This is a genomic window from Agriterribacter sp. (assembly GCF_035445465.1).
Taxonomy (GTDB): domain Bacteria; phylum Bacteroidota; class Bacteroidia; order Chitinophagales; family Chitinophagaceae; genus Agriterribacter.
Genome location: NZ_DAOMQT010000017.1, coordinates 13,915 through 40,896, shown reverse-complemented (window position 1 = coordinate 40,896; position 26,982 = coordinate 13,915). Strand labels below are relative to the sequence as shown.

Here is a 26,982-nt window from a genome sequence, read left to right as displayed (position 1 = left end):
ATATAAACAATGAAACTCCTTTTTTATGTTTTCCTATACTTGTATCCTGCTTCGCTTCTTTTAGGGCAGGAGGCCAGCTCTTTATACCAGTTGTCTGTTCCGGTAAGAGATTCAAGCCGCTCTATTAACATGGTTGTCTTTCAGGGCAAAAAGGTTTTGGTGGCGGTGTGCGATGCATACAACCCCGATTCACAACTGCTCGTGCAGCTTGAGGACCTGCAGCGAAAATATCAGGAAAGGCTTGCGGTTATTGTTATTCCCATAAATGATTTAGCCCCTTCTTCCAAAGCTGTTGATACAATGCGGTGGCAGGGCTTATCCGGAAACTACCAGGTTTCCCGGTTTTCCGCTGGCAAAAAATCCAGCGGAAGTGCACAACATCCTTTGCTCCGGTGGGTGACGAACAAAAACGAAAACCGGCATTTTGACCACGATATAAAGGGAGGCGGATACTTATTTGTGATTAGTGAAACCGGGAGATTATTCGCCGTACTAAAACCTTCAATGGCAGTAAACGGATCGGTAATGGGCAATATACTGGCGATGCAGGTACCGGATCATTAAAACCGCACTCATTAATCTTTATTCTAACTACTTTATATATGCATACATCCAGAAAAATAATACTACCCCTGATCTTATGCCTTGTAATATTTTGCATAGATACGGTTATAGCCCAACTTCCGCGTACCATTCCTGACAATTATAATAACACCCAAAAAAGCTTCATTCGTATATGGGATGCAAAGGCGCCTGAACAAAACCCCAATACCTTAATAAACCGTTCTTTGCGGGATGTGCAGCAGACCACCCAATATTTTGACGGTTTGGGTCGTCCGCTGCAGACGGTGGTAAAGCAGGGTTCCTTTGCCACTGATCCATCCAACCCACCATCTGGTGCCAACGCTGTTGACCTGGTGAGCATGACAGAATACGATGGCTTTGGAAGAGAGCCTTTCAAATACCTGCCCACTCCCTCCACTGCTACCGGTGTTACAAAGAATGACGGCAGCTTCAAGCTGGATCCCTTTGCCCAGCAGGCTACATTTTATGGAGGTTCCGGCTCACCCATAGCCGGGCAGGGAGAAACCTTTTATTATGGAGAGACCCGCTTTGAGGCTTCACCACTGAACCGCGTAACCGAGGTTTTTGCACCGGGCAACAGTTGGGCGGGTACCACCGGCCAAATGCAGGAGGCAGACCGTAAATCTATCAAAACAAAATACTATGCCAATACGGCAATTGATGCGGTGCGGATATGGAATGTTGCCATCGGATCCTTTGGCAGCTTGAGTTCTTATACCAGCCCGGGCGCTTACCCGGCAGGGGAGCTGTATAAAACCATTAGTGTTGACGAGCAGAACAATCAGGTTGTTGAGTTTAAAGACAAGGAAGGCAAAGTAGTCTTAAAGAAAGTACAGCTTACGGCAGCAGCCGATGATGGCGCGGGTAAGAACCACGACGGGTGGCTGTGCACTTATTACATTTATGATGACCTGAACAACCTGCGCTGCGTGGTACAGCCCCGGGGTGTGGAACTGTTAATAGAAAATAGCTGGAACATCAATGCATTAAACGGAGACATCTTAAAGGAGCAGTGCTTCCGTTATGAATATGATCAACGCAACCGCATGATCATCAAAAAAATACCCGGTGCAGGGGAGACATACATGATCTATGACGGCCGTGACAGGCTGGTGTTTACACAAGACCTTAACCTGGCGATTCAGGGCAAATGGCTCATGCATCTTTATGATGCATTGAACAGGCCTGCAGTTACGGCTTTCTATAGCAGCAACAACTCTTTCTACGATCTGCAAACCGCGGTAAACCAGGCGGCTGAAAATGGTTCAGCCGAGTCTTCAGGATTACCAATAGATATTGCGGTAAATAGCCGTGTAACTTCCATATCGGAATACAAGGCCGTGACCAGCATAACATTCAACCCCGGATTTGAAAGTGTAACTGCCGATAATTTTGAAACTACATTAGAACCGGCGATCAATTCAGGGGGTACGGTGAAGAGCAAAGATGTAAGCCATGTTCCCACATTTATTGATCTGACCCAGTTAGACATTTTAACAGTAACCTATTATGATGACTATAGCTGGACGGGATTATACGAAGCCACATTGTTTGGCAGCAAGGACAACAGCTACGATAGCTATTTTCCCCCTGCCTCCTCCAGCTTTCCCTACCCCCAGTCTCTTACCCAGTCTACCCAAACCCGTGGACTGCCCACTGGCATGTGGGATAAAACAGGTCCAGGCCTGCTTACGGTAAACTTCTATGATGATAAGGGCAGGGTCATTCAAACAAAAAACTATAATCAAACGGGAGGTATAGACATCACCACCAATCAGTATAGTTTTTCTGGGCAGTTGCTGCAAACCGTGCTGCGGCATGAGAAAAAAAGTACCAATCCTCAAAACTACCTGGTGATCACCAAAATGGAATACGATGACCTGGGCCGGTTATTGAATATAAAAAAGAATATAAACAGCACAGGTGAAAATACCATTGCAAGCAACAGCTACGATGCCCTCGGGCAGCTAAAGAAAAAAACAGTTGGCAGCAAAAAGAACCCTTCTACCAACACTTATTATAGTCCTCGTCAACCCTTGCAGGAACAGGCGTATGAATACAATATCCGGGGCTGGTTGCTGAATGTGAACAAGGCGTATATGAGTAATGCCAATGCCAACCAGTATTTTGCCATGGAACTGGGCTATGACAAAAATGCCAGCTATGGTACGTTTGCCCCTGTATACAACGGTAACATAGCCGGTATGCTCTGGAAGAGCGAGGGCGACCAGGAAAAGAGAAAATACGATTTCAATTACGATGCGGTCAACCGCCTTACGGCAGCAGCGTTCACCCAATACGCATCAGGCTCGGGAGAGAGCGCTACATTCGACAACAGTGCCAATGTAGATTTCTCAGTAAGCGGTTTAACCTATGATGCTAATGGGAACATCAAAGCCATGGCGCAGAATGGGCTTAAGCTCAATACATCCATTCCTATAGACCAGTTGACTTATACCTATAACAGTAACAGCAATAAGCTGCTGAAAGTGGTGGATGCAATAACCCCTGACCATAAGCTGGGGGATTTTAAAGACGGCAGCAGTGGCTCTGCGAATGATTACAGCTACGATGTAAATGGCAACCTGACCGCCGATCTGAACAAAGATATCAGCAGCATCACGTACAATTACCTGAATCTGCCACAAACCATTGCTATAACAGGTAAGGGTACCATCACCTATACCTATGATGCTACAGGCAACAAGATCAAAAAGCAAACAATAGAAACCGGCGCCACGGTTACCTATAACGGCACACCTTACCCTACAGACATTACCACCACCACTGTGTATTATACAGGCGGCTTTGTGTACGAAAGTAAAGTATACAGCAATGGCACTTTGAATACAGCCCAGGGTTATAGCGACAAGCTGCAGCTCGCAGCCCATGAAGAAGGCCGGATAAGACCCTTATTCAGTAGCGTTTCCGCTACCCCAACCCCATCTGGCTTTGAATATGATTATTTCATCAAAGATCATTTAGGCAATGTACGGATGGTGCTTACCGAGGAAATCAAGCAGGATATTTACCCTGCAGCCACACTGGAAGGAGATATCAATACAGATAGCAGCCCTAATGCGATATTTAAAGAGAAAGATTTTTACACCATCAACAGTACCAATGTGGTTGATAATGCAGAAGCAACCGGAATAAATACCCAATCCTATAAAAATAAGAATGGAGGTGATTTTGAAACCGATCCACAGGTGAACCCGAACCCCTATAGCGTTAGTACTGCTACCAGTGCTAAGCTCTATAAGCTCAAAGCCACTACCTCTGAGGGTGTAACTGGTTTGGGCATAACCTTAAAGGTAATGGCAGGCGATAAGATAGATATTTTTGGAAAGAGCTATTATTTCACTAATGTAGACGATGGTACTACCAATAACAAAGACATTACAACACTCAGCATTCTTGCAGGTTTGCTCGGGGGGCCAACAGGCGGTACTGCTGCTGTGTCGCATGGTGGTGTTACTGATATACAACTCGATGCAATCACAAATACCACCGATGGTATTGCGGCGCTGTTTAACGGTCAACTTGCTAATATACCCAAGAGTTCATCTAAGCCAAGAGCATTTATCAACTATATCTTTTTTGATGAGCAGTTTAAAAGTGAAGCCAGTGGGTTCGATCCTGTAGAGAACAACGGTGAGGTTAAATCGCACCATCTGCAACAAAAGGTTGCACCTAAAAATGGATATGTGTATATTTATGTCAGCAACCAAAGCCAGGTTGAAGTGTTCTTTGATAATTTACAGGTGATACATACCAGGGGAGCCATACTGGAGGAAACGCATTATTATCCATTCGGGCTTACTATGGCGGGGATAAGCTCCAAGGCATTAGCGTTCGGAAGTCCTGAGAATAAATACAAGTACAACGGCAAGGAAGAGCAAAGGAAGGAGTTTAGCGATGGTAGTGGATTGGAGTGGTTGGATTATGGGGCGAGGATGTATGATCCACAGATTGGAAGATGGCATGTAGTGGATCCGTTAGCTCAGCTATCGGGACGGTGGTCACCCTACAACTATGGGTTTAACAACCCCATTAAGTTCGTTGACCCAAATGGAATGTTGAACGCTAATGCAATAGGCAGAGATCCTTTGGATAAGAATAAAGTTGAATACAATGACGATCATAATCCTTGGAGATTTGGCTTAGAGAAAGACAAAGATCAACCTAAATTCAGACCAAATGATAATTTTGAGCCTCATGACATAGCAAGTACTGACGTCAGAAGGAACAAAGACGGCTCCTATACTGTGGAAGATGCAAAAGCTGATAATGATAATAATATTTATGTAAGAGGGGCAGATGGTAATAGAACAGGAGAAATAATTGGCCAGACTCAAAATCCATGGGACTTTATGGTAACTAATGATGAGGATGGTACTTTTTCAGGACCTGCAACAGGTCTAACATTCAATTTGAAAAACTTACCTAATGGAAGCAGACAAGTATCAATGCTATCTACTTGGTGGGCACTAACTGCAGCTTCATTGCAATCTACCGAAAAATCTTTAGCATTATTGGCCATTCTATCAAAAAATGGTGGTGTTCTTGATATCAAAACTAAATATCCTGATTATTATACGGCTGTGTCATTTGGCGGCAAGATAACTACAGCTAGGACTTTAGGAAATATTTTGTTTGGCAAAAATATGCGATCAATAAACAGAGTTACAGCAACACAAGCTATAGTACCACCTGCCGTTTTTTACATGTCAGTTATGCCGGCAGTTGGCGCTTACAATCAACATCAAAATAACGGTAATGGCTACAATAATGGGTGGCCCTTTTATGGAGAGCATACTTATTCTGGAACAAGCATTTATTACGGCTATTTTGGAAAAAACCCCTAATATATATTTACATGAAAGTATTACTCATTATTCCTGTTATCAGTATCTTTTTAGGATGTGGTTTTAAGAATACGAAACTTGTAAGAAAAGAAATACAAACTAATGACATTACCCTTAAGTGGTATTACTACAGCTATATAACCAGTGGAAGTCCAGATATTGTAGAAGTGGAAAAAGATGGGGAAATAAAAGAAATATATAAGGGGAAAAGGGTAATTTTAGATGTGTCCATTAAAGATCATAATATTCTCCTCAAACTAGTAGCTCCTTCAAAAGGGTACCCCTCTACAAAAAGGGTGGCCAATGAGGTCTTTGGGTATAAGATCATTTTAGACTCAACTGGAATCCCTACCGATTTAAATTTTATACCCAAAGGCATAAAAAAATGAGTGCCTCCTTTTTTGCCCGCGTTGGTGTTCCACTGCTGCGCCGTTGTTGTGTATGCAGGGCAGGTGATGCGGGAGGCGTACCAACAACAGAAGACGAGCATTTACTTTTATCAAAGACCGCCTGTGTAATCCCGCCTTGCTGAATGAGCTTTTATGTCAACTAATAAGAAAGCATATTGAAATGGTCAATACCTTTTTCATAAAATAAAGCAGAAGAGTAATGATATTCTTCAGGAAAATTGCAAAGCCCGGCCTTAACAGGATTATAATGTATGTATTCTAATTTTTGAACAAAAACCGATTCAGAACGCAATTCGATACTCAGCGGTTTTCGTTTCCATACCTGGTATTCACGGTCGGCTTTATTTACCTTGCACTGTTCAATTAAAGAATTCTTATCATTGCTATAGGCAAACTTTAGTTGTTGTGCAGTAAATTTCATAAAGCTCAGTTGAATGGATTTGAGGGTATGACCGGGAAGGGGTTGCCAAATGAGGTGAACATGGTTATTCATAATGACAAAAGTATTCAGCTCAATTCTTTTATGCTGAACAAGAAAGTGAAGGCTTCCTGTAATGATATTTTTATATTTATCTTCAAGTAGTAGTGGCAGCCAATTGTGTATAGAAGCCGTAAAGAACTGTGGATATTCAGTTGCACAGTGAAGGTTCATACGACTAATATAGGAAAATTTAGTAGCTAATGCTGATTATCCTGCTGGTGACAACACCAGGCAGGGGCGGTGTAAAGGATGGGGAGCGGGAATACCAACAAAGGAAAAAATTGTATTAATAGATCCTGATGGAAGGTTTTTTACTGGTGATACGAAAATGAAGGATGACTTATTAGACAGAGCAGGATATATATATCAAAGCTTGGCTAATAGAAGAGAGCGCTTAGAAAGGAAAATTGAAAAAAGACAAGCAAAAGGAAAAAGTACAGAAAAATTAGAAGGGAAGGTAGCTGCTATTAATGAGCAACAGAATGAAGTGGCAGGATTAGTTTCGGATATACATGGATTAGGTGCTTCTACACAGGAATATCATATTAACAGTCAATATACTCCATCTCCTGGGGGCACAGACGGTTTTACGAGTTATAATACTCAAACTAAAGCAATTGATATAAATATTTCGCAATCTTACGGGATTGCAGGGTTCGCACATGAAGCTACACATGCGTACCAATTTGAAAAAGGCGAAACAGATTTCAATAGAACTACAGGAATTGATAGAGGTTTTCTACATGATATGACTGATGAGATCAATGCGTATAGAAGGCAGTTTGTCATTAATTCGAAATCCACTGGAGTAAGTTCGCTTTCTAATATAACAGACAGTTATATCCGAGGATTGAATTCGGCATATAAGACATTGCCTTCAATGTCATTGAATCAAAACTCCACATTACATACAATAAATATTGCTCATCAGTTGACATCTGGTATAACTTATATTCCTAACTTGGGTAATGATGGTATTAAACGATATATAGATGTGAAATCAACAACCTTTAGTAATTATGTATCACATTAGAAAAAGAAAGGTGCTTTTCTTGGCAGTGGTTTTACTGTCGTATTCTTGTAGTAATAAATTAAAGATACTCACAAGTTTATATGGGAAAGAATTGGAGGCACCACAAGATCATCTTTTTTCTCCAAGCAAATTGATAATTTATAAAGACTCCACATTTGAATATAGTGAAGGGGGGCCTGCTTTAAAATACTCAAAGGGGGTGTGGGTTTTGAATGCTGATAAAAAAAGTATTAAATTGGAGAGTATAAAGGGGATAACGCCCAAGATAGATAAACAATTGGTTGATACAGTTTTTTTAAATTTGGATGGTACGGTAGTAAAGTTGAGAAGCAAAAAGGAAGTTAAAATAAATCAAACGATATTTTATCTAAAGAAATAAAGTAAAATACAAAAGCCCGGGCGGGCTTTTGTATTTACGCATAAGATTTTCTTGCTTTAGCATCACGTATGTAAGTATCAATTAAATCAAAGAGTGTTTTCTTTTTATCATCTTCGAGGTGTTCAAACTCCTGGAATCGCTTGAGTGTTTTTTTATCAAAGCCGTTCAGTAAACCTTCGCCTACTAAATTATCTAAAGACACTTCCAGGGCATCCGCAATTTTTTTAGCGGCATCAATAGAAGGCACGGCTTCGCCGCGTTCATACTTACCGATCATCACACCGGAAACGATACTGTTGTCTGCCATCTGCGCCTGACTCAACTGTTTTATATTATAACGTCTCGATGGTCGTTCAAAAAGCAGCTAATAGTTATTATTAATTTTGGAGGTGTTTGACTATAATCTTCTTTTTACCAAATAATCCCGATTGCAATACTTTGCAAATGTTTCGCAAAACAATTTAGTATAAACCGAAAATAGAATTGGTGTAACTTAATGGTCAGAAAATCTTAAATACTTTTTCGTTGGTATTTAGATTTTTCTGTGTTTGCGCCGTATTTGAAACGGCATTTCTCAATCCGAATCTATATCCTCTCGGGTAGAACTGCGGGAAATTCACAGCACTATATCCATTATCAGACCTATATTTTGATTTTACTTCGTTACTATATGGCTTGTTCTCAACACCATGAGAAAAGCTTCTGTAAAATATCCAGCCTCAACCTCTGTAATTGATTCCTGAACAATATTTTGATTCAGCATTATCAGCTATCTGATCTCTTATTGTTCGAAGTAATAAACTTCATTTATAGATTAAGTTATTGAAGGATTAACATCCTGTAAACCTGCGAGCCTATGCTAAGCAACAAAAAACCAGAGAAAGGATTTCAAGGGATTACTTCGCCCGTTAAATGCAGCGAAGCATATGCATTAGAGTGGTTAGACATTTTAGTGAACTTCACGCTAAATCCCCAAAATCGTTATCCTGATGAAATTTCTGACCAGGATGAAATACGCATCCTGGACCGACTTGGTGAGGAAGCATTAAAGATTCGAAGTCTGGTTCAGAAACAGATGTTTTGCGTTCAATCAAAAGCCGAAGCTGAGTTATTGATCAGAAATTATCATACTACACTAACCATACTGTCGGGCCAGACGTTCTCCAATCTTGAAAATATTTCTCCCGGGAAAAGTAATGCACATAGAATCGTTACAGAACTATTGCAACTGTTAGAGGAATTAATATCATTTATTGAAACCCGGTTTTCGGCTTACCTGAGCAGGAACGAATATGTGTCAAGAACATACTTCCGTCTTGTCCAAAAAGAATGCTCTTTAAGATTAGAGAGACTACAAAGCAAAATATCCATTAATAGTCCGCAAAAGGATTCATTTAAAATAGTTACCAGCAAATTAAAAAGATTTCTTGGCAGCAATGAATTCGAGAACAGTACCAGCTATAAAGATATTAGCTACAAAAAAAAGCTTATTGCGGAACTGGAAAAAATAGATTTTAACCAAAAAGCAGCTCAGGGGTATACAACGGTTGACAGGGTTCTTATTTATCTAAACTTCAATAGTAGAGAATATATTAATTATTTGATTGAATATATTGAAACGAGGATTTGTAAAGGGGAGACTACGGAAGAAAAAAAGAGCCGGTTGCTTTTTCTGTATAAATCATTTAATCAAATGCACAAAAGCCCGGATACAGCCTATAACAAAAACTTCCACAGCGTTGAAACCCTCATAAATAACTGGTTCTCCCAGGAGTTGTTGTACCTGGAAGAACATTTATCAACAATTACTTCCAGCAGAAAGTCTGGTAACGACTTACAAAAAAATACCCTGCCTTTAACAAAAAGGCACAAGGTTATTTGTCTGTTATCCTCCGATCAGATTGGATTAATATTACGTGCAGCCGATGAGCAAAGGATACTGCTTGCAAAATCCATGAGCGAAGTGTTTAAAGTAATTGTACCCTATCTGTCCACTCCGGCAAGAGAGCATCTGTCTTATGATGGCATGAGAAGCAAATCATATTCTGCAGAAGAAAGAGATAAAAGAATTGCAATAGAAACCCTGGAGCAAATCATTAAAAAAATTAGGGAATACTAATATTTCGTTCAGCCTTTAGCCATTCAGCATATCTCCGATAACATACATGCTCTCCTATGGAGGATTTCCATACTACTCCCTTTGTTCCCTTTCAGCCATTCAAATCCAGAGGGGTACAAAAGGGTACAGCATAAAGTTGGACTTGACAGGAGGTTATCAAGGTTGTTTTTTTGCTATCAGATACGGCCGCATTGCCGGTTATAGAGACCAGCATTTCAATTGCGGCTACAAAAGCAAATTGTATGAATATAGACCGGATGGAATTTGTTGCATGGATGGAGCGGATCATGGAGCGCTTCGATATTCTCAGTGAACATCTTATCACTGAACAAAAGAAGTTGCAGGTTGTTGATGGTGAAGAGCTGATGGATAACCAGGATTTGCTCCAGATGCTGAAGATCAGTAACCGCTCCCTTCAGCGCTATCGTTCATCAGGAAGGCTGCCCTACTATAGTATTAGCGGTAAACTGTATTATAAACTATCGGATGTCCATCAATTTATCCGCGATAGTTTCAATAAACCTGTACAACCAGCCAAAGCCATAAAATGACAAGGGATGCCAACAGGCGACAATTTCTTAAAATCTGTATGCATCCACTCTATTTTTAGCAAACAATAAAATATTATAACGATGAACGAACAAAATGTACAGCAGCAGTCATCACCTGATCAGTTAACAGATATACTTCTTGTTCTGGATAAAGAAAAAAAGAAAATCCAGGCCGTAAAAGGTATTGACAAAAACGGCGGGCTGGAAACAGTAGAACCCAACGGGAAAAACAATAGTGAGTTCATGCGGGTGGATAAGCATGGAGATATATTCTCCAACTTCTTTTCCAATTTTCTGCGACAATTAAAGGATCCAACCCGGTTTTCATTTTTCAAAATACCCGTATCTATTGTCGTTGACACTGCCACAGAAATGCAAAAACATATTGATACTCCAACCAAAGAAGGTGAACAACTTCTGTCAAAATACGAAGTAAAAACAGAACCAAAACAGGAGCAGTCACAGCAGAAAGGTCGTCAACAAGAAAATACAAACAATATGGAAACAACAACACAGGCAAAACCGCAGAATGGCGAGTACCGCTACACGCCGCAGCAGATAGACTGGGAAACGATGTCCAATCTTGGATTAAGTAAGGAACGGCTCGAAAAAATGAACCTGCTCGATCCTTTGCTAAAAGGCTATAAAACCAATGAACTGGTACCCATCAGCCTCAACCTCGGTACAGCTATTACCCGCATGGATGCAAGGCTCTCACTGCAATCCGGCGATAACGGTCAGGCGGTAGTAGCTATACATGGAATAAGAAAAGAGCCACAACTGAATTTTCCATTTTTCGGCCATGCGTTTACAAAGGAAGACAAAGACAACCTGCTAAAAACAGGCAACATGGGGCGGGTTGTTGATCTTACCAATTCTAAGACCGGGGAAACCATACCATCCATCATCAGTGTTGACAGGCTAACTAATGAACTGATAGCCCTGCGAACTGATAAGATAAAAGCCCCTGATGAAATTAAAGGTGTAAAACTGGATGAACAGCAAAAGCAGGTCTTGCAGGAAGGTAAACCGCTCTATATTGAAGGTATGATCTCCAAAAAAGGAGACCTTTTTAATGCTACCGTACAGTACAATGCAGACAAGCGTTATGTAGAGTTCCTGTTCAATAATAACCTGTCTGATAACGTACAGCAAAACCAGGGCAAGGATGCTCCGAGATTTATACGGGGTAAAGAGTTGGATGATAATCAATACCAGCGGTTTAAGGACGGACAGACTATTTACGTTCCTGATTTAAAAGATAAGGAAGGCAAAGAATACAAAGGTTACCTGACGTTCAACAAAGAGACAGCTAAAACCGAATTCTCTTTCAGCGACCCCAACAAGCTGCGTGAAAAAGTAAAACCGACGGAAGAACACAAAACCCAGACAGCCGTAAACTCCGAAGGCAAAACCAACGAGGCTACTAAAAATATCAAAGAGCCGCTGAAGTCAGGGCAAAAAGAGCCGGATAGCAAAAAACAGCAGGAGAAACAAACGCAGAAACCTGCCAAATCCAAAGGCAGAAAGATTTAGCAAATAATACGCTAAGACATGAAGGTAGTTATTGCAGAAAAGCCAGGTGTAGCCAGGGAGATAGCCGCCCTGCTGGGAGCCACCGAAAAAAAAGATGGGTTCCTGGCAGGTGGCGGCTATTATGTAACCTGGGCTTTGGGTCATTTGATAGTACCGGCAATGCCCGAAGATTATGGAGTTACCGGATTTAGGGGAGAGAACTTGCCTATACTTCCCGATCCCTTTATACTTACAGTTCGCAAGATTAGAAACGATAAGGGGTATACGGCTGATAGTGGCGCAGTAAAACAACTGAAAATTATAGAGCAACTCCTAAAAAAATGCGACAGCATTATTGTTGCCACCGATGCAGGACGGGAAGGTGAGCTGATATTCCGGTACATCTACGAATATCTAAAATGTAAAAAACCTTTTGAGCGTTTATGGATCAGTTCACTAACGCAGAAAGCTATTAGGCAGGGTTTTGAAAACCTAAAACCCGGAAGCGATTTTAATGGACTTTACCATGCAGCCCAATGCAGGAGCCGCGCTGACTGGTTAGTAGGCATCAACGCTTCGCAGGCGCTGAGCATTGCCGCAGGAAGCGGCATCTATTCGCTCGGAAGAGTGCAGTCGCCCACACTTGCATTGATTTGTAAGCGCTGCCTGGAAAACAAAAACTTCTCGGTTCAGCGCTTCTGGCAAATCGGACTTGAACACCGAAAGGAGTTCATAGATTTTAAAAGCATTTCCAAAAATAAATGGGAGGATAAGAAGAAAGCGGATGAGATTTTAAAATCCGTTTTACGTGCCGGCATTGCCACCATTTCTTCCATAGAAAATAAAAACATTTCAGAACAACCACCTTTATTGTTTGATCTTACCGGACTACAGAAAGAGGCCAATAAAAAGCTTGGTCTTTCTGCTGAAGAAACGCTGAACATTGCCCAGGGCTTGTATGAAAAGCAGTTCATCACTTATCCAAGAACAGGTAGCCGGTATATCCCCGAAGATATGTGGGCTGAAATCCCGAACCTTGTTCGGGCGTTGGAAAGCAGCGCTTCATGTAAAGATGCTGTATCTAAAGTAATATGGGGACGTTTCAATAAACGCATTGTCAATGACCTGAAAGTAACCGACCATCACGGGTTACTCATTACCGGTAAAATTCCATCGGCATTATCAGCTAAGGAAAATGCTGTCTATGATATGATTGCCTTGCGGTTACTGGAAGCTATATCCCAGCCCTGTGTTAAGGAGTTTACTGATGTAACCTTACAGGCCTCACACTATGATTTCATGGTGAAAGGTTGCAAAGTACTGGAACCTGGCTGGCGGGTGATCAGAGGCAATTTTTCAGACGATGAAACGGACGCAGCAGTGGAACTACCTGAGCTAAACGCAGGTGATGAACTGAAAATCAAAAATGCTGCGGTGCTTGAAAGGAAAACCAAACCACCGGTACTTTATACCGAAGCCGGATTACTATCAGCAATGGAAAATGCCGGAAAGGAAATTGAAAGTGAAGACCAGCGAAAAGCATTGCAGGGTATTGGCATCGGAATGCCTGCAACAAGAGCCGCCATTATTGAAACCCTGTTTAAGCGTGGCTATATAATACGGGAAAAAAAGGCGCTCATTCCTACTGAAAAGGGACTACAGGTGTACCATCTGATGAAGGACAAAAAGATCGCGGATGTTGCCATGACTGCCGAATGGGAAATCGCCCTGCAGAAGATTGAAAATAACGAAGTGAATGCTGACGATTTTCAAAAAGAAATGGAAGCCTATGCGACCAGCATTACCCATGAACTTTTAAATACTACTGAAAATATGGAACAGCTACCGGTGTTATTATGTCCCAAATGCAAAAAGTATCATTTAATTATCAGGGATAAAATTGTAAAATGCCCGGATGAACAATGCAACTGGATACAGTTTCGCAGTGTATGCGGGATTCAGATCAGCGTGGAAGACATCGAAAGACTTGTCAGCAAAGGAAGAACATCGCTTTTGAAAGGAATGAAAAGCAAGGCTGGGAAAACATTTAATGCATACATCGTGATGAACGAGGAATGCGCGACCCACTTTGAATTTGAAACGAGAAAATCATATAAAAAATGACGGAAGCTATGGCGCTAACCAACCCAATTGACATCAGGAGTCTTATTTATACCGTGCGGGACCGGCAAATAATACTGGATCGCGACCTGGCAGTATTATACCAGGTTGAAACAAAGAACCTGAATAAAGCTGTAAAGCGCAATAGCAACAGGTTTCCTGAATCATTCTGTTTTCAGTTAACTCAGCAGGAGGCAGAAAACTTGAGGTTCCAATTTGGAACCTCAAGTTCAGTACATGGAGGTAACAGATATTTTCCATATGCTTTTACCGAATCCGGGATTGCGATGGCTTCCGCCGTTCTTCACTCTCAAACAGCCATAAAAGTGAGTGTGCAGATAATGGAAGCTTTTGTGGAAATGCGGCGCTTTATTATCCAAAACGGTAACCTCTTTTGCCGCCTGGAAAGGATCGAGATCAAACAATCAGAGGCAGACCTGAAGTTTGAAGAGCTGTTTAAGGCATTAGACAGCGACAAACTGCAAAGTGATAAGGGTATCTTCTACGACGGTCAGATATTTGATGCTTACAGTTTTGTGGCTGATATTATCCGTTCGGCCAAAAGGTCCATTATACTTATTGACAACTATGTGGATGACACAGTGCTCACCCTTCTTGGAAAGCGTGGCGCCGGGGTATCAGCCACCATTTACACCAAAAATTTTGACAGTCACTTGCAATTGGATTTACAACGCTACAACAGCCAGTACCCCAATATCAAAATCCAGCGATTCTCTAACGCCCACGATAGGTTTATACTGCTTGACGGGATGGAGCTTTATCATATCGGTGCGTCGCTAAAAGATCTGGGTAAAAAATGGTTTGCATTTTCCAAAATAGACCGGGAGGTAAGCAAGATGCTTGGTTTTTTAAACGACACTTAATTAACGCTTAGCTATTATTTATCAAAGGTGCATCTTCAAACAATTAAAGACTAAATAAAACTATATGGAACAGCAAAATGAACTTTCCTATTTCTCATTAAGACTACAGGAATTACTAAATACAAGCTTCCCGGAACTGGCACATGATAATGTCTTCATTCAACAACGTTCCCAATACGCCGCCGAAACTTATGAGAGTGCGTTTAAAGCAGGGAACAGGATAGAGCAATGCCAGGCCATTGCCGACAGTGTACTGTTTGATGGGTTGTATTTCTCAAAGTTTGATACCGTAATGCAGGCGGTAAGTAACGAGTTCGACACCGTTATGATGGATGAGGAACTTCGTCCCTTCGCCTTGAAAATGCTGCCGGTTTGCGAACCGGTATTTGCAAAATATGAACTCACCGGTGACTTCGCATACGGTACAGATTTTGACCTGCTCTACACCGAATTAACCGGAACCATAGCAACCTGGATTGAGGAACATGGGCTTTAGTAAACCGCAGCATCTCCAGTGCAATATTGATGCCCTTAGTATTGCTTTTAAACTTGAAAAAGAAAAGCGTAATGCTACTGCCAGCGAGCGCCTGCTGCTGATGCAATACAGTGGTTTTGGCGGCTTAAAATTCGTTTTAAACCCTGCCGATAATCCTATTGACATCAACGAATGGAGAAAGACAGATCACCCGCTGTTTGCAAAAACGCAGGAACTCCTGCAATTATTAAGGGAAAATTCCACTGATGAAAAGCAGTACCGCAGCTATGTAGATAGTATGCGCGGTTCTGTGCTAACAGCTTTTTATACGCCGCCGCCTGTCATCAATGCCATTGCAGCGGCACTAAAAGAAAAAAGCATAGCAATAGACCGGATGCTGGAACCATCGGCAGGCTCGGGTGCTTTTATTGAATCTTTTAAAAAAACCTTTGGTGCTACCAGTGAGATTTCAGCGTATGAAAAAGATTTGCTTACAGCCAAGATATTAAAACACATTTATCCGGATGTCAATACCCGCGTAAGTGGATTTGAAGAAATCCCGGAAAATGAAAAGAACAGCTATGATCTGGTAACAAGTAATATTCCGTTCGGGGATACTTCGGTATTTGATCTTTCTTATTGCCGTGGTAAATATCCAGCCAGGGTACAGGCGGCAAGAAGCATACACAATTATTTTTTCCTGAAGGGAACCGATATGCTCCGCGATGGTGGCTTGCTTGCTTTTATTACTTCGCAAGCTGTGCTCAACAGCGCAAGGAACGAGCCCATCCGAAAGGCATTGATGCATGACAATAACCTGATTTCTGCCATCCGGTTACCCAATAATCTTTTTACAGATCATGCGGGTACGCAGGTTGGTAGTGACTTAATCGTACTTCAAAAAAACAGCCAAAAGCAGGGTCTTTCAGAGATTGAACAGCGGTTTTGCCAAACCTATACCACCGCTGACGATACTACCAATAATGTGCTGTTTGAAAACCTGGACCGTATCGTTCATACCTCCCTGTACAAAGACACTGATCTGTACGGACGACCTGCCTGGATTTATGAACACGGGGAAGGTGTTGAAGGTATAGCAAGGGACATGAAAAAAATGTTGTTATCAGACCTGACTGAACGCTTAGACATCGGGTTGTACAGGGGATTAAAAAAGGATGAACCTGTAATTAAAATATTCACCGGGCCAAAGCCGGAACTCCCCCGCGATGAACAAATAACTATTAAGCAGCAGATTGGTCATGCACCTGCTCAAAACACCAGTAGCAGATCCACAGGGCATGTGCAGTTGAGCCTGTTTGATTTGTTGGCAAGCCCGCAGCAGACAGCATCAGCAGGCGCTACCTCCACTGCCGTCAAACAATCCCCTGTTAAAAAAAAGACCATTGCCACAGCACAATCCAATTTATTCAGCGCTGTAAATCAGCAACCACATCCACTTCCTGTCAATAGCAAACCGTTGAATGGCGAAGGCAAACCTTTTAATGGTAATAAACCACAGGGCGTAGCAGGCGACCTGTTTTCCGGGCTAAATGGAAATGGAGTTAATGTATCTGTTTCACAATCCGCAGTCTTACCGGAACCTTCCCTTTACAGCGGAAGCTTTTGTTCTTATTACAGGGATGATTGTCTTGTAACGGGTAATGGTTTTGTGGGTTACCTGCGAAAAGTGGACAGTGAAAAGCAACAGGCTATGTTTCATCCTTTGCAGTTGAGTGGTTCACAAAAAGTCAGAGCGGAAGCCTATATCGCTGTGCGTGATAGCTACCTTGATCTTTACCACAAAGAAGCAGTACTACAAAGTGAACATAATGAAGAACGGGCAACACTTAACAGGCTGTATGACGGCTTTGTAAAACGGTATGGCAACCTGAACAGCGCTGACAATATAAAGCTGATAAAAACAGATAGCGTCGGAAATGAGATACCCTACATGGAACGCGTGGTGGGCGGTGTTGTACATAAGGCAGATATCTTCCATCGCCCGGTAAGTTTTTCTACAAACACAATAGCTGCCGGTAATCCTGATGAAGCATTAGCGGCGTCTCTCAACAAATCAGGTAAAGTTGATTTGGATTTTATGTCCCGGATCAGTGGAATAACTACAGAGGAGCTGAAGACTGCTTTACATGGCCGGATTTATTATAATCCACTTGACAGGGAATATGAAATTTCCGAGCGATGGGTTTGCGGAGATGTGGTAGAAAAAGCAGCGGCTGTACAAACTTATGTAAATGAAAACCCCGGTGATAAGGAAGCAGTTGAAAGTTTGAAGGCATTAACACAAGCCCGTCCAACAAGAATTGAATTTGAAGAACTGGATTTTAACCTGGGTGAACGATGGATACCACAAGGTATTTACAACCGGTTTGCCTCATCTTTATTCGATACAGAAGTCAGGATTCACTACAGTGAAAACACAGATGATTTTTCCATTAATTGCGACCGGAAGAATGTGCATATATGGGACAAGTATGCTGTAAAATCTGAAAGCCGTACTTATGATGGCATTGCGCTGTTAAAACATGCGTTGGTAAATACTACGCCCGATATCACCAAAAAGATTATGGTGGGCGACCAGGAAATGAAGGTGCGGGATATGGAGGCTATACAGATGGCCGGCACTAAAATTGATCAGATACGTACTGCTTTTACCGAATGGCTGCACGCCCAGAATGATGAGTTTAAAAAAAGACTTACCGATAAATACAACGATACGTTTAACTGCTTTGTTCGTCCGCAGTACAATGGAAGCCACCAGGAGTTTCCCGAACTGAACAGGAAAGGCCTGGGCATTGACGACCTGTATTCGAGTCAAAAGGATACGGTATGGATGATCAAGCTGAACAACGGCGCTATCTGTGATCACGAAGTAGGAGCCGGAAAAACATTAGTGATGTGTACGGCAGCACAGGAAATGAAGCGTTTGGGCTTAGCCCACAAACCGATGATCATTGGTTTGAAAAGTAACGTCCACGAAATTGCCGAGGCTTACCGAACCGCCTATCCACACGCCAGGATTCTTTACCCTGGTAAAGAGGATTTTACCCCTAAGAAACGGCTACGCATTTTCGGCGAGATTAAAAACAACAATTGGGATTGCGTGATACTCACACACGACCAGTTCGGCATGATACCACAATCACCGGAGCTGCAAAAGGAGATACTGCAAATTGAACTGGATAGTGTGGAAGAAAATCTTGCCGCTTTACAAAAGCAGAGTAAAGAGATTTCAAGAGCGATGCTCAAAGGTGTTATAGTCCGAAAGCAAAACCTTGAAGTGAAGCTCAAAACACTGGAGCACGATATTGGAAGCCGCAAGGATGATGTAGTGGATTTTAAAATGATGGGTATAGACCATTTATTTGTTGATGAAAGCCATCGTTTTAAAAACCTGATGTTCAATACCCGCCATGAGCGTGTTGCCGGGCTCGGTAATATGCAGGGTAGCCAAAAGGCAATGAACCTGCTCTTTGCTATCCGCACTATTCAGGAACGTACCGGTAAAGATTTAGGTGCAACCTTTCTTTCGGGGACTACTATCAGTAACTCACTGACAGAGCTTTATCTGTTGTTCAAATACCTGCGCCCTAAAGCATTGGAAAAACAGGGTATTAACTGTTTTGACGCCTGGGCGGCTATTTATGCAAGAAAAACCACCGATTATGAATTTTCTGTAGCCAACAATATTGTACAGAAAGAGCGCTTCCGTTTTTTTATTAAAGTACCTGAACTGGCGCAGTTCTATTCAGAAATAACAGACTACAGAACCGCAAAAGATATCGGAATTGATCGTCCTGAAAAAAAAGAGATACTGCACAATATTCCACCAACACCACAGCAGGAAGTGTTTATCAAAAAATTGATGGAGTTTGCCAAAACGGGTGATGCTACCCTGCTTGGAAGATCAAAATTATCTGAGTCAGAAGAAAAAGCAAAGATGCTGATTGCTACTGATTATGCCCGTAAGATGTCACTGGATATGCGGATGATAAGTTCAAAGTATGACGACCATCCCGATAACAAAGCATCTCATTGCGCTGCCAATATTGCCAAATACTATCAAAGGTTCAATGCTCAGAAAGGAACGCAGTTTGTCTTTTCTGACCTGGGAACCTATAAGCCTGGCGGATGGAATGTGTATAGTGAGATCAAACGCAAGCTGATAGAAGATTATGGCATACCGGCCTATGAAATTCGCTTTATCCAGGAAGTGAAGAATGAAAAGCAACGGAAAGAAATAATTAAAGCATTCAACGAGGGTAGAATCCGTGTGTTATTCGGCTCCACTGACATGCTTGGAACAGGTGTTAACGGTCAAAAGAGGGCTATAGCCATTCATCACTTAGATACGCCGTGGCGACCCAGCGACCTTGCCCAACGCGATGGCCGGGCTATCCGCAAAGGCAATGAAATTGCAAAATTCTTTGCGGGGAATACAGTGGATGTTATTATTTACGCGGTGGAAAAATCTTTGGATAGTTATAAGTTCAATCTCCTGTACAACAAACAGGTTTTTATTGATCAGCTCAAAAGCAATAACCTCGGAAAACGAACCATTGATGAAGGTGGTATTGATGAAAAGTCCGGAATGAATTTTTCTGAATACGTAGCCATACTTTCAGGCAACACCGATCTGCTGGAAAAAGCAAAATTGGAAAAACAAATTGCAGGTCTGCACAGTGAACGCCAGGCATTCAACCGCTCTAAGTTCAGTTCCAAATATAAGCTGGAAGATATAACAGTATCAATGGAAGCTGCAAGCTCACGCCTTGAGCGAATGAAAACAGATTGGGATAACCTTCAAAAACGCATACAGAAAAGACAGGATGGCACAATTGCCAATCCTGTGCAGTTAACTGACCTGCCTGCCACCGCCGATGTGAAACAAATTGGCACTAAACTGAATGAACTATCTGCCAAATCCCGAACCGAAGGAGAATACCTGGAAATCGGCAGCCTGTATGGATTTACCCTACTTGTAAAAACCGAGATATCTAAGAAAGATGGAATGGATATAAAAGATAACCGCTTTTTTGTGATGGGCGAAGGCGGTATCAAATACACCTACAATAACGGGCAGATGGCATCCGATCCAAAGCTGGCTTCCATGAACTTTCTGAATGCTTTGGAAAAACTACCCGGACTGATGGAACAGGAAGAAAAGAAAATTGCCGGTATGAAAAAAGATTTGCCTGTTTTGCAGGAAGTGGTAAACGGAACCTGGACGAAAGAAAAGCAGCTCACAGATTTAAAAAATGAACTTGCGGGACTGGACAGGAAAATACTGTTGTCTATTAGTTCTGAACAGCGCAAAGATGATCAGACTGATCATTTTCAGTCCGATGAAACAAAACAAAGCGTTTCCATTAAATCTTCAGCAAAATTGAAAGCAATGTAAGTAATATATCCTGTACAATACACAGCTATAGTCTAAACAATAAGATTAAAATAACAAATAGCGCTGCACCAAATGGCTTATCTTAGCCGGATGGAACAGTTGTGTTTTATTTCTGATTTTCCGGGCCGTGAAGAAGAAAAATACTATAAACTCATTGGATCAGTATCCAACGCCTATACGCTTTACAGCGGAGGAAATTATATCTTCATAAAAAACAAGAATGGCAAAACCGTTCGCTTCACCGGAAAGGATTTAAGTCGGGATGCGATCAGGGATGAACAAATCAATACCTGGCTTGAAAATCTTCAAAAGCTTTATCCCCGGTTCTAAAAAAATTAATCGCAAAGAGCAAATTCATGTGCCGGGATGCGCAATAGCTGCTGATCCAACGAACCGGCAGCGCCGGTTTAATGATCAACCAGTAAATAAAAATACAGGACCTCACCACGCAACTTTATCCCCGCTGCACCAAATGCTGCAATGCAGGGTCACTTTTTATCCGCTCCATTTCGGTTTCAATGATGCCAATAATGTCCTGTTTGATCTGCCGGTAATTGGCTTCAATTTCCTGTTTCATCTTATCTTCTCCCGCTTCCTCAAAAGATAATATCTGGGGGATTTTCCGGTATTCTTTTGTCTCCGAAGTTACCTTGTCATTGTCCACTACAATCTCAGCGTGAAATATTTTCTGCTCAATACGTTCATCAAAATTATCTGATACGGCGCCCACAAACATACCCTGGGTAAGCGTAGCGATTTTAGAAGCTGGTATCAGGGTGTCCATTTGAGTGGATATAGAGGTAGATTTATCACTACGGTTGATGGTTAAACTCTGTCTTTTTTGCAACACTTTACCAAAGCGGTCGGATAAGTGTTTAGCAGTCTCTCCAACTACCTGACCACTGAAAATATTACCCACGGTATTTTGAATCACCTTGCTTTCCTTGTCGCCATAATCACGGGTTAATTGCGAAAAATCCTGGAAGCCCAGGCAAACAGCTACTTTATTACTACGGGCAGTTGCAATGAGATTATCAAGTCCCCTGAAGTAAATGGTTGGTAACTCATCAATGATCACAGAACTCTTTAATTGTCCTTTCTTATTGATGAGCTTCACGATCCTTGAATTATATAAGCCCAATGCTGCGGAATAAATGTTTTGTCGGTCGGGATTATTGCCTACACAAAGTATTTTAGGTGATTTCGGATTATTAATATCCAAAGAAAAATCATCGCCGGTCATTACCCAATAGAGTTGCGGGGAGATCATTCTTGAAAGCGGAATTTTAGCCGATGCAATCTGTCCCTGTAACTGATCCTGTGCGCCGCTCTGCCAGGCATCCATAAACGGAGACAGGTAGTTTTCCAGTTCGGGATAGGAAGTAAGGATGGTAAATACATCTGCATATTTTTTGTTCAATAGCTCAATGGCATGAGGAAAAGTGCAGTAGCTGCCGTTATCATAGATTTTCAAAAACCAGATGATAGCAGCCAGAAGAATGATCGGGCTTTCTACAAAAAAATCGCCCTGCTTTTGTATCCAACTACGGTTCAGGTTTAGCATGATGGTATAAGCTGCTTCGTAGGCATCGGAAACATCGGTCATAAATTCAGGATTAAGCGGATTGCAGCGGTGGCTCCTTCGCGGATCATCAAAGTTGATCACATAAAATTTTGGTTTTACTTTGTACTTACCGCTGTGTTTCAGTAAATGATTGTAAGCAATGGTAGAAAGATCATCAAACTTAAAGTCATAGATGTACATTGAAAACTCTTTTTCAATATGCTGTTTGATATAATTATTTATGATGGCATAACTTTTACCTGAACCAGGCGTACCCAATACTATTGTAGCTCTGAAAGGATTTACTACATTGATCCATCCCTCATTCCATTTGCTTTTGTAATAAAATTTAGTGGGAAGGTTTACAGAATACTCATTACTCATGAGTTTGGTTTCCTGCTGGAAGCTTTCATTCTCATTATTGAATACATCGCTCATTAGGTTGTTACGTAACAGGCGGCTCATCCATATTCCTGCAACCATTAAAGCGATGTACCCAGTTGAGGTCGTGAGGATGTATGAAGATGCTGCTATGCTAGCCGATAATTTTAATAGCGTTGTGCTGAAAAAGAACAATATAAACCCGATGGCTAAGGTTGAATAAATCCTCGGCCAGGTTATCTTCTCATTCTTAACCCCTTTAGTACCGAGACAGCTTAATGCCAGTAGTACCAATGCAAATATTTTAGTGTAAAGTGTATTTGAAAAAAGTCCTGCTGTTCTGTGGAAGTTGCCCAACACTTTATTGATAACCTCCAGGGTCCAGCCACGCTGGGCAAAGAACCCGTAACAGAACCAATAGAAGTGCATCAGCACCATGATGATGCTTACGGCACGCATGAACGCCATGATCTTGGCCAGTCCTCTCAAATCGTCTTCTCCCTGCATAATGTTTTTTGAAAAATTATGCGTTAGAGCAAAAGAGGTTATACTGTTGGAACTGATTGGCTTTGTTTGGATGTATATGGCAGATGAACGTTATTTCCTGTTCATCTTATACCTGTTTTCACCGGCAAAAAAAATCCTGTTTTCATGTGTGGTGATGTATCTGTCAAAATCTTCCGGCAGGGTTAAGTGCTCGTATGCTTCATCATAATAATGCAAATCGAGGCTGTATATAATTGTTTTTCGTTTGTATATCCGAAATGAGAGTGCTGCTTCCAGTTCGTAAGGCGTAACATCTATCTGAGCATATCCGTTAAGCCTTCTTCAACTATCACATATTCCCGGCATGTGTGAGGTGTTCATAATTCCATACCTTAGAAAATGACCTCCCTATTATTTTATAACAAGACCCGCAATCCGCAAAAGCAGTAGTTTTTATATTACGCTAAGCTTAGGACTTTCTACTGGCTTTCCGCTTCCTTTTCTTCATCTGCCTTTCAAAGGCCAGTTCCTCATAATCCTCACCCTGCGCCTGCGGTAAAAGCCCGCCAATGCCTTCTGCTAAATCGAATCCTTCAGTAGAACCCGCAGGTTTATCCTTGTATAGAAAATCAAAAAGTTCATGGGGCTGTTCCTTATCCTTATCGGAATCATCATCTTTTGTCCTGTCTATCGAACTGGTAAACCGGGTACTGTCCGGTAAAGTGACTTCATGATTTTGCGTTACTTCCTGTTGCCATAATTCATTGAAGACATTCGCAGATATATTTTTACTCAATTGCGATCCGTTCCAAACAGTGCGGCTTTCATGATCAATGAAAGTCATTCCATAAATACGCCCTTCTTCGTTACGGCGAACAACGGTATTGATTCCCTGCTCCAGTAATTGTTTTTTAAAAGTTGCTTCATTGGAAGTTATATGCATTGCCGTCTCAATGCTGTTTTTAAGTGTAGCCCTTACCTGGTTTGTTTTCATTTGCTCCTTTGATTTTTCAAAATGCTTTTGGAGCCAGACTATACCAGCAGATTTTCCAAATAGTGAAGACTTAAACGGGTTACTTGCTTTTTCTCCCTGTTCATTCAAAGCAATATAAACCAAACCATGTTTTGGCTGGCCGTTCAGCTCGCCTTTAACTTCTTCGGCGGTAATGTTAAATAAGGAAAGTAAGGCGTTATATGCCCCAAGCGTTTGAAACTGGTAGTGTTTGGGGAGGTATCTGACCGCGGCAGCCATCTGGCTTTTTATATCGCCTGTTTTATAATTCACCGGTTTAAATATCCGCTCATCCTTTTCACGGGTTTTTTCTGCGGCCGCTATAAGATTATACTGCTGTTCTAATGACCGGCAAACATTCATAGAACGTTTTCGTTCAAATGAATCAGAAATCTTCCTGCCATCTTCGGCTACACATACAGAAACGATATGAATATGAGTACGGCTGGTATCGTTATGCTTGAACACCACAAACGGCTGATCTGCGTAACCCATTTCCTGCATGTATTGCTGCGCCATCAGCCTATACCTTTCATCGCTCACCTTATCGTTGGGATCAGGATTGAGAGAGACGTGTAATACCGGTTTTTCAGTATTGCGGTTAGCTAATAAGTAAGGTTCAAAAGAGCGGGATAATTGGGCCACGGAATATTTGCCATTGGGTGTTTCCAGCATTTTATGCAGGAGCAAAATCTCTCCGTTTTCATTATTTACTTTGATCTGGTTGTAAGATAAAGCCCCGTAAATATTCTCCCCCCTGCCGATCTTCGCTATCATTACTGCCCGTTTTTATTCAAATGCTTTGTCTCAAACTGCTGTATCAACTGTATTATTTTCTGGCATAATGCAGCCATTTCCGTTGTTTGCTTTTCTAATTTAAAGAGGTATGCGGCTGCTTTTTTCTCCGAAAAATTGCGGTATAATATCTTAACTACCTGGTTATAATTCACCCCAACTGCACGAAATTGTCCGTACAATGTTGTCAGCCGCATGTAAAAGTCCATTTTTGCTTTATCAATTTTTACCGTCTTAATAGTCTTCTGGAATACACAGGCTGTAATAAAATGCGCCTTTACCTGCATACCGGATGTTTCAAATAGTGAGAGGAACCTGGCATTCTCCTGAGCATTTAATGATATAGAATACCTGAATACCGCAGGATCATTTTTGGGATGACGTCCATATTTTTTTGTTCCATTCTTCTTATTATTCTCGTCCATAAAACATCATTTTAAAATGCTGAAAAAACCCGACTTCGGAGGGTGTTTTAAGTCTCCGCCTGTGGCGGACAAGTTCGTTTTGAGCTGCGCCCTGCATTTGGCGCTGCTCAAAACACAACTTGCTCCTTTCCGGTGAAAGGAAAATCCCGCTTTGGGCGGGATTAAAGTAAGCAGGGAAAAAAACGGCTTCATGCCGATTATTAAACTGTTCACTTAAACAACCATAGTCCAGTTTCTTCTTTCAACAATTCAGTCATTACAAAGTAAACACAGGCAAACGGTTGCTATATGGCATTAGACAATGCCAAATGAAGACATAAAGCGACAATGAATACCACATTTAGAAAATGACATTCATCTGCTATTTTCTTTGCTTTAAAGTTGTATAGGAGCGCTGAAAACAGGATCTGAAGTAAAGAGGTAAACAACGTGACAATAACAATTTACCTGCTAACAACAGGTAAGTAATAAAAGCATAAAAACATTGGGTTTTAAAAGAACCGGGTAAAAAAAGAAAACAGCAACGCATTTTAAAAACTGTAAAAATTACAGACACTAAAAATATATAGTAATGCAGATTTAGAGAAGTAGAAGAATGGAGAAAACATTACAAATAGTAAACAACAGAGATTATAATAAAATAAAAAGAAAAAGCAGGTGTCTGCGCAAACACGTTGACAACCTTGTATAAAACAACAAATATTTAAATAATAGCAACAATGAAAAAAACTTTAAAGATCAGCTTCTCTACTCAAAAGGGAGGTGTTGGAAAATCAACAATGACAAGCCTGCTGGCAAGCATACTGCACTACCGGTTAGGTTTTAATGTAATAGTCATGGACTGCGATTTCCCACAGCATAGCCTGTTCAATATGCGGGAGCGGGACATGAAGACGGTTATGCAAAGCGAATACCACAAGCGGGCCGCTATGAAGCAGTTTCAGGCGATTAATAAAAAGGCATATCCCATAATCAAAAGCAGGGCTGAATATGCATTAGATAAGGCATTAGAGTATATAAATGGCCCGGCAGTTGAACCGGATATTATTTTCTTTGATCTGCCGGGAACGGCAAATACAAAAGGCGTACTGACTACCTTAAAAACAATGGATTTTATTTTCTCGCCCGTTACTGCAGATCGTTTGGTGGTGGAAAGTACACTGGGTTTTGCAAAAGCCTTCCTTCAGCTTCCCGAAACAGAAAACGGGAACAAGGATCTGGCTTTTTGGTTGTTCTGGAACCAGGTGGACGGCAGGGAAAAAACCCACCTGTATGAAGCCTATCAAAGTGTAATACAACAGTTAGGTTTACTGGTAATGGAAGCAAGGATAATGGATAGCAAACGCTTCCGCAAAGAGACCGATGATGCCGGCAATTCCATCTTTCGTTCCAGCCTGCTCCCCGCTGAAACGCAATTGATGAAAGCTACGAGGCTTGACCTGTTTGTGGAGGAGTTTTTAAAAATTATTAACCCCTAAA

19 protein-coding genes are annotated in these 26,982 nt (G+C 41.5%); 14 read left to right on the top strand and 5 right to left on the bottom strand.

Going from position 1 to position 26,982, the window contains the following annotated elements:
* The first annotated feature begins 9 nt into the window (after positions 1–9).
* Genes PLE34_RS10745 through PLE34_RS10735 form a run of 3 tightly spaced genes read left to right on the top strand, consistent with a single transcriptional unit; the run spans position 10 to position 5,842 of the window.
* On the top strand, positions 10–564 hold the full coding sequence (locus PLE34_RS10745) for a hypothetical protein (RefSeq protein ID WP_324556713.1): 555 nt from the start codon (positions 10–12) through the stop codon (positions 562–564).
* Between the two features lie 38 nt (positions 565–602).
* On the top strand, positions 603–5,453 hold the full coding sequence (locus PLE34_RS10740; RefSeq protein WP_324556711.1) for a DUF6443 domain-containing protein: 4,851 nt from the start codon (positions 603–605) through the stop codon (positions 5,451–5,453).
* An 11-nt stretch (positions 5,454–5,464) separates the two neighbouring features.
* The gene (locus PLE34_RS10735; protein ID WP_324556708.1) at positions 5,465–5,842 is read left to right on the top strand and encodes a hypothetical protein; all 378 of its coding nucleotides are present in this window, start codon (positions 5,465–5,467) and stop codon (positions 5,840–5,842) included.
* Positions 5,843–6,002: 160 nt separating this feature from the next.
* Here the strand turns inward: PLE34_RS10735 and PLE34_RS10730 are convergent, their stop codons facing one another.
* Positions 6,003–6,515: an REP-associated tyrosine transposase gene (locus tag PLE34_RS10730; RefSeq protein WP_324556706.1), complete on the bottom strand. Its 513-nt coding sequence runs from the start codon at positions 6,513–6,515 to the stop codon at positions 6,003–6,005.
* A gap of 157 nt (positions 6,516–6,672) precedes the next feature.
* Between PLE34_RS10730 and PLE34_RS10725 the strand changes: the two genes are divergently transcribed.
* Complete coding sequence (locus PLE34_RS10725) at positions 6,673–7,377, top strand: hypothetical protein (RefSeq protein ID WP_324556704.1); 705 nt, start codon at positions 6,673–6,675, stop codon at positions 7,375–7,377.
* Positions 7,378–7,396: 19 nt separating this feature from the next.
* A complete protein-coding gene (locus PLE34_RS10720) occupies positions 7,397–7,756 on the top strand; it encodes a hypothetical protein (RefSeq protein ID WP_324556701.1) in 360 nt (119 codons plus the stop codon).
* A 34-nt stretch (positions 7,757–7,790) separates the two neighbouring features.
* Here the strand turns inward: PLE34_RS10720 and PLE34_RS10715 are convergent, their stop codons facing one another.
* Positions 7,791–8,078 carry a helix-turn-helix domain-containing protein gene (locus PLE34_RS10715; protein WP_324556697.1) on the bottom strand — a complete coding sequence of 96 codons (288 nt, stop codon included), beginning with the start codon at positions 8,076–8,078 and terminating at the stop codon, positions 7,791–7,793.
* Positions 8,079–8,612: 534 nt separating this feature from the next.
* On the opposite strand from PLE34_RS10715, the gene PLE34_RS10710 reads away from it, so the two are divergent.
* The 8 genes from PLE34_RS10710 to PLE34_RS10675 all read left to right on the top strand — a co-directional run bounded on the left by PLE34_RS10710 (position 8,613) and on the right by PLE34_RS10675 (position 21,170).
* Entirely contained in the window at positions 8,613–9,875 is a 1,263-nt protein-coding gene (locus tag PLE34_RS10710; protein ID WP_324556694.1) for a hypothetical protein, read from the top strand.
* Between the two features lie 242 nt (positions 9,876–10,117).
* On the top strand, positions 10,118–10,426 hold the full coding sequence (locus PLE34_RS10705; protein WP_324556691.1) for a helix-turn-helix domain-containing protein: 309 nt from the start codon (positions 10,118–10,120) through the stop codon (positions 10,424–10,426).
* 81 nt (positions 10,427–10,507) lie between these two features.
* Entirely contained in the window at positions 10,508–11,962 is a 1,455-nt protein-coding gene (locus tag PLE34_RS10700) for a DUF3945 domain-containing protein (protein WP_324556689.1), read from the top strand.
* Between the two features lie 18 nt (positions 11,963–11,980).
* Positions 11,981–14,065, top strand: coding sequence for a type IA DNA topoisomerase (locus tag PLE34_RS10695; RefSeq protein WP_324556687.1), 2,085 nt, complete (start codon positions 11,981–11,983; stop codon positions 14,063–14,065).
* Complete coding sequence (locus PLE34_RS10690; RefSeq protein ID WP_324556685.1) at positions 14,062–14,946, top strand: ORF6N domain-containing protein; 885 nt, start codon at positions 14,062–14,064, stop codon at positions 14,944–14,946. The genes PLE34_RS10695 and PLE34_RS10690 overlap by 4 nt, the downstream gene beginning before the upstream one ends.
* 64 nt (positions 14,947–15,010) lie before the next feature.
* Positions 15,011–15,442 (top strand): DUF1896 domain-containing protein, encoded by a 432-nt coding sequence (locus PLE34_RS10685; RefSeq protein ID WP_324556682.1) that lies wholly within the window; start codon positions 15,011–15,013, stop codon positions 15,440–15,442.
* Positions 15,432–20,840 (top strand): helicase-like domain-containing protein, encoded by a 5,409-nt coding sequence (locus PLE34_RS10680; RefSeq protein WP_324556680.1) that lies wholly within the window; start codon positions 15,432–15,434, stop codon positions 20,838–20,840. Before PLE34_RS10685 ends, PLE34_RS10680 begins: the two co-directional genes overlap by 11 nt.
* Before the next feature lie 72 nt (positions 20,841–20,912).
* On the top strand, positions 20,913–21,170 hold the full coding sequence (locus tag PLE34_RS10675) for a hypothetical protein (RefSeq protein ID WP_324556677.1): 258 nt from the start codon (positions 20,913–20,915) through the stop codon (positions 21,168–21,170).
* A 124-nt stretch (positions 21,171–21,294) separates the two neighbouring features.
* Here PLE34_RS10675 and mobC read toward each other — a convergent pair whose 3' ends face one another.
* The 3 genes from mobC to mobA all read right to left on the bottom strand — a co-directional run bounded on the left by mobC (position 21,295) and on the right by mobA (position 25,503).
* The gene (gene mobC, locus PLE34_RS10670; RefSeq protein ID WP_502875870.1) at positions 21,295–23,292 is read right to left on the bottom strand and encodes a conjugal transfer protein MobC; all 1,998 of its coding nucleotides are present in this window, start codon (positions 23,290–23,292) and stop codon (positions 21,295–21,297) included.
* A gap of 448 nt (positions 23,293–23,740) precedes the next feature.
* Positions 23,741–25,060 carry a conjugal transfer protein MobB gene (gene mobB / locus PLE34_RS10665; protein WP_324556675.1) on the bottom strand — a complete coding sequence of 440 codons (1,320 nt, stop codon included), beginning with the start codon at positions 25,058–25,060 and terminating at the stop codon, positions 23,741–23,743.
* On the bottom strand, positions 25,060–25,503 hold the full coding sequence (mobA, locus tag PLE34_RS10660) for a conjugal transfer protein MobA (protein ID WP_324556672.1): 444 nt from the start codon (positions 25,501–25,503) through the stop codon (positions 25,060–25,062). The genes mobB and mobA overlap by 1 nt, the downstream gene beginning before the upstream one ends.
* A 719-nt stretch (positions 25,504–26,222) precedes the next feature.
* Here mobA and PLE34_RS10655 point away from each other — a divergent pair.
* Positions 26,223–26,981 carry a ParA family protein gene (locus PLE34_RS10655; RefSeq protein WP_324556670.1) on the top strand — a complete coding sequence of 253 codons (759 nt, stop codon included), beginning with the start codon at positions 26,223–26,225 and terminating at the stop codon, positions 26,979–26,981.
* Position 26,982: the final 1 nt, after the last annotated feature.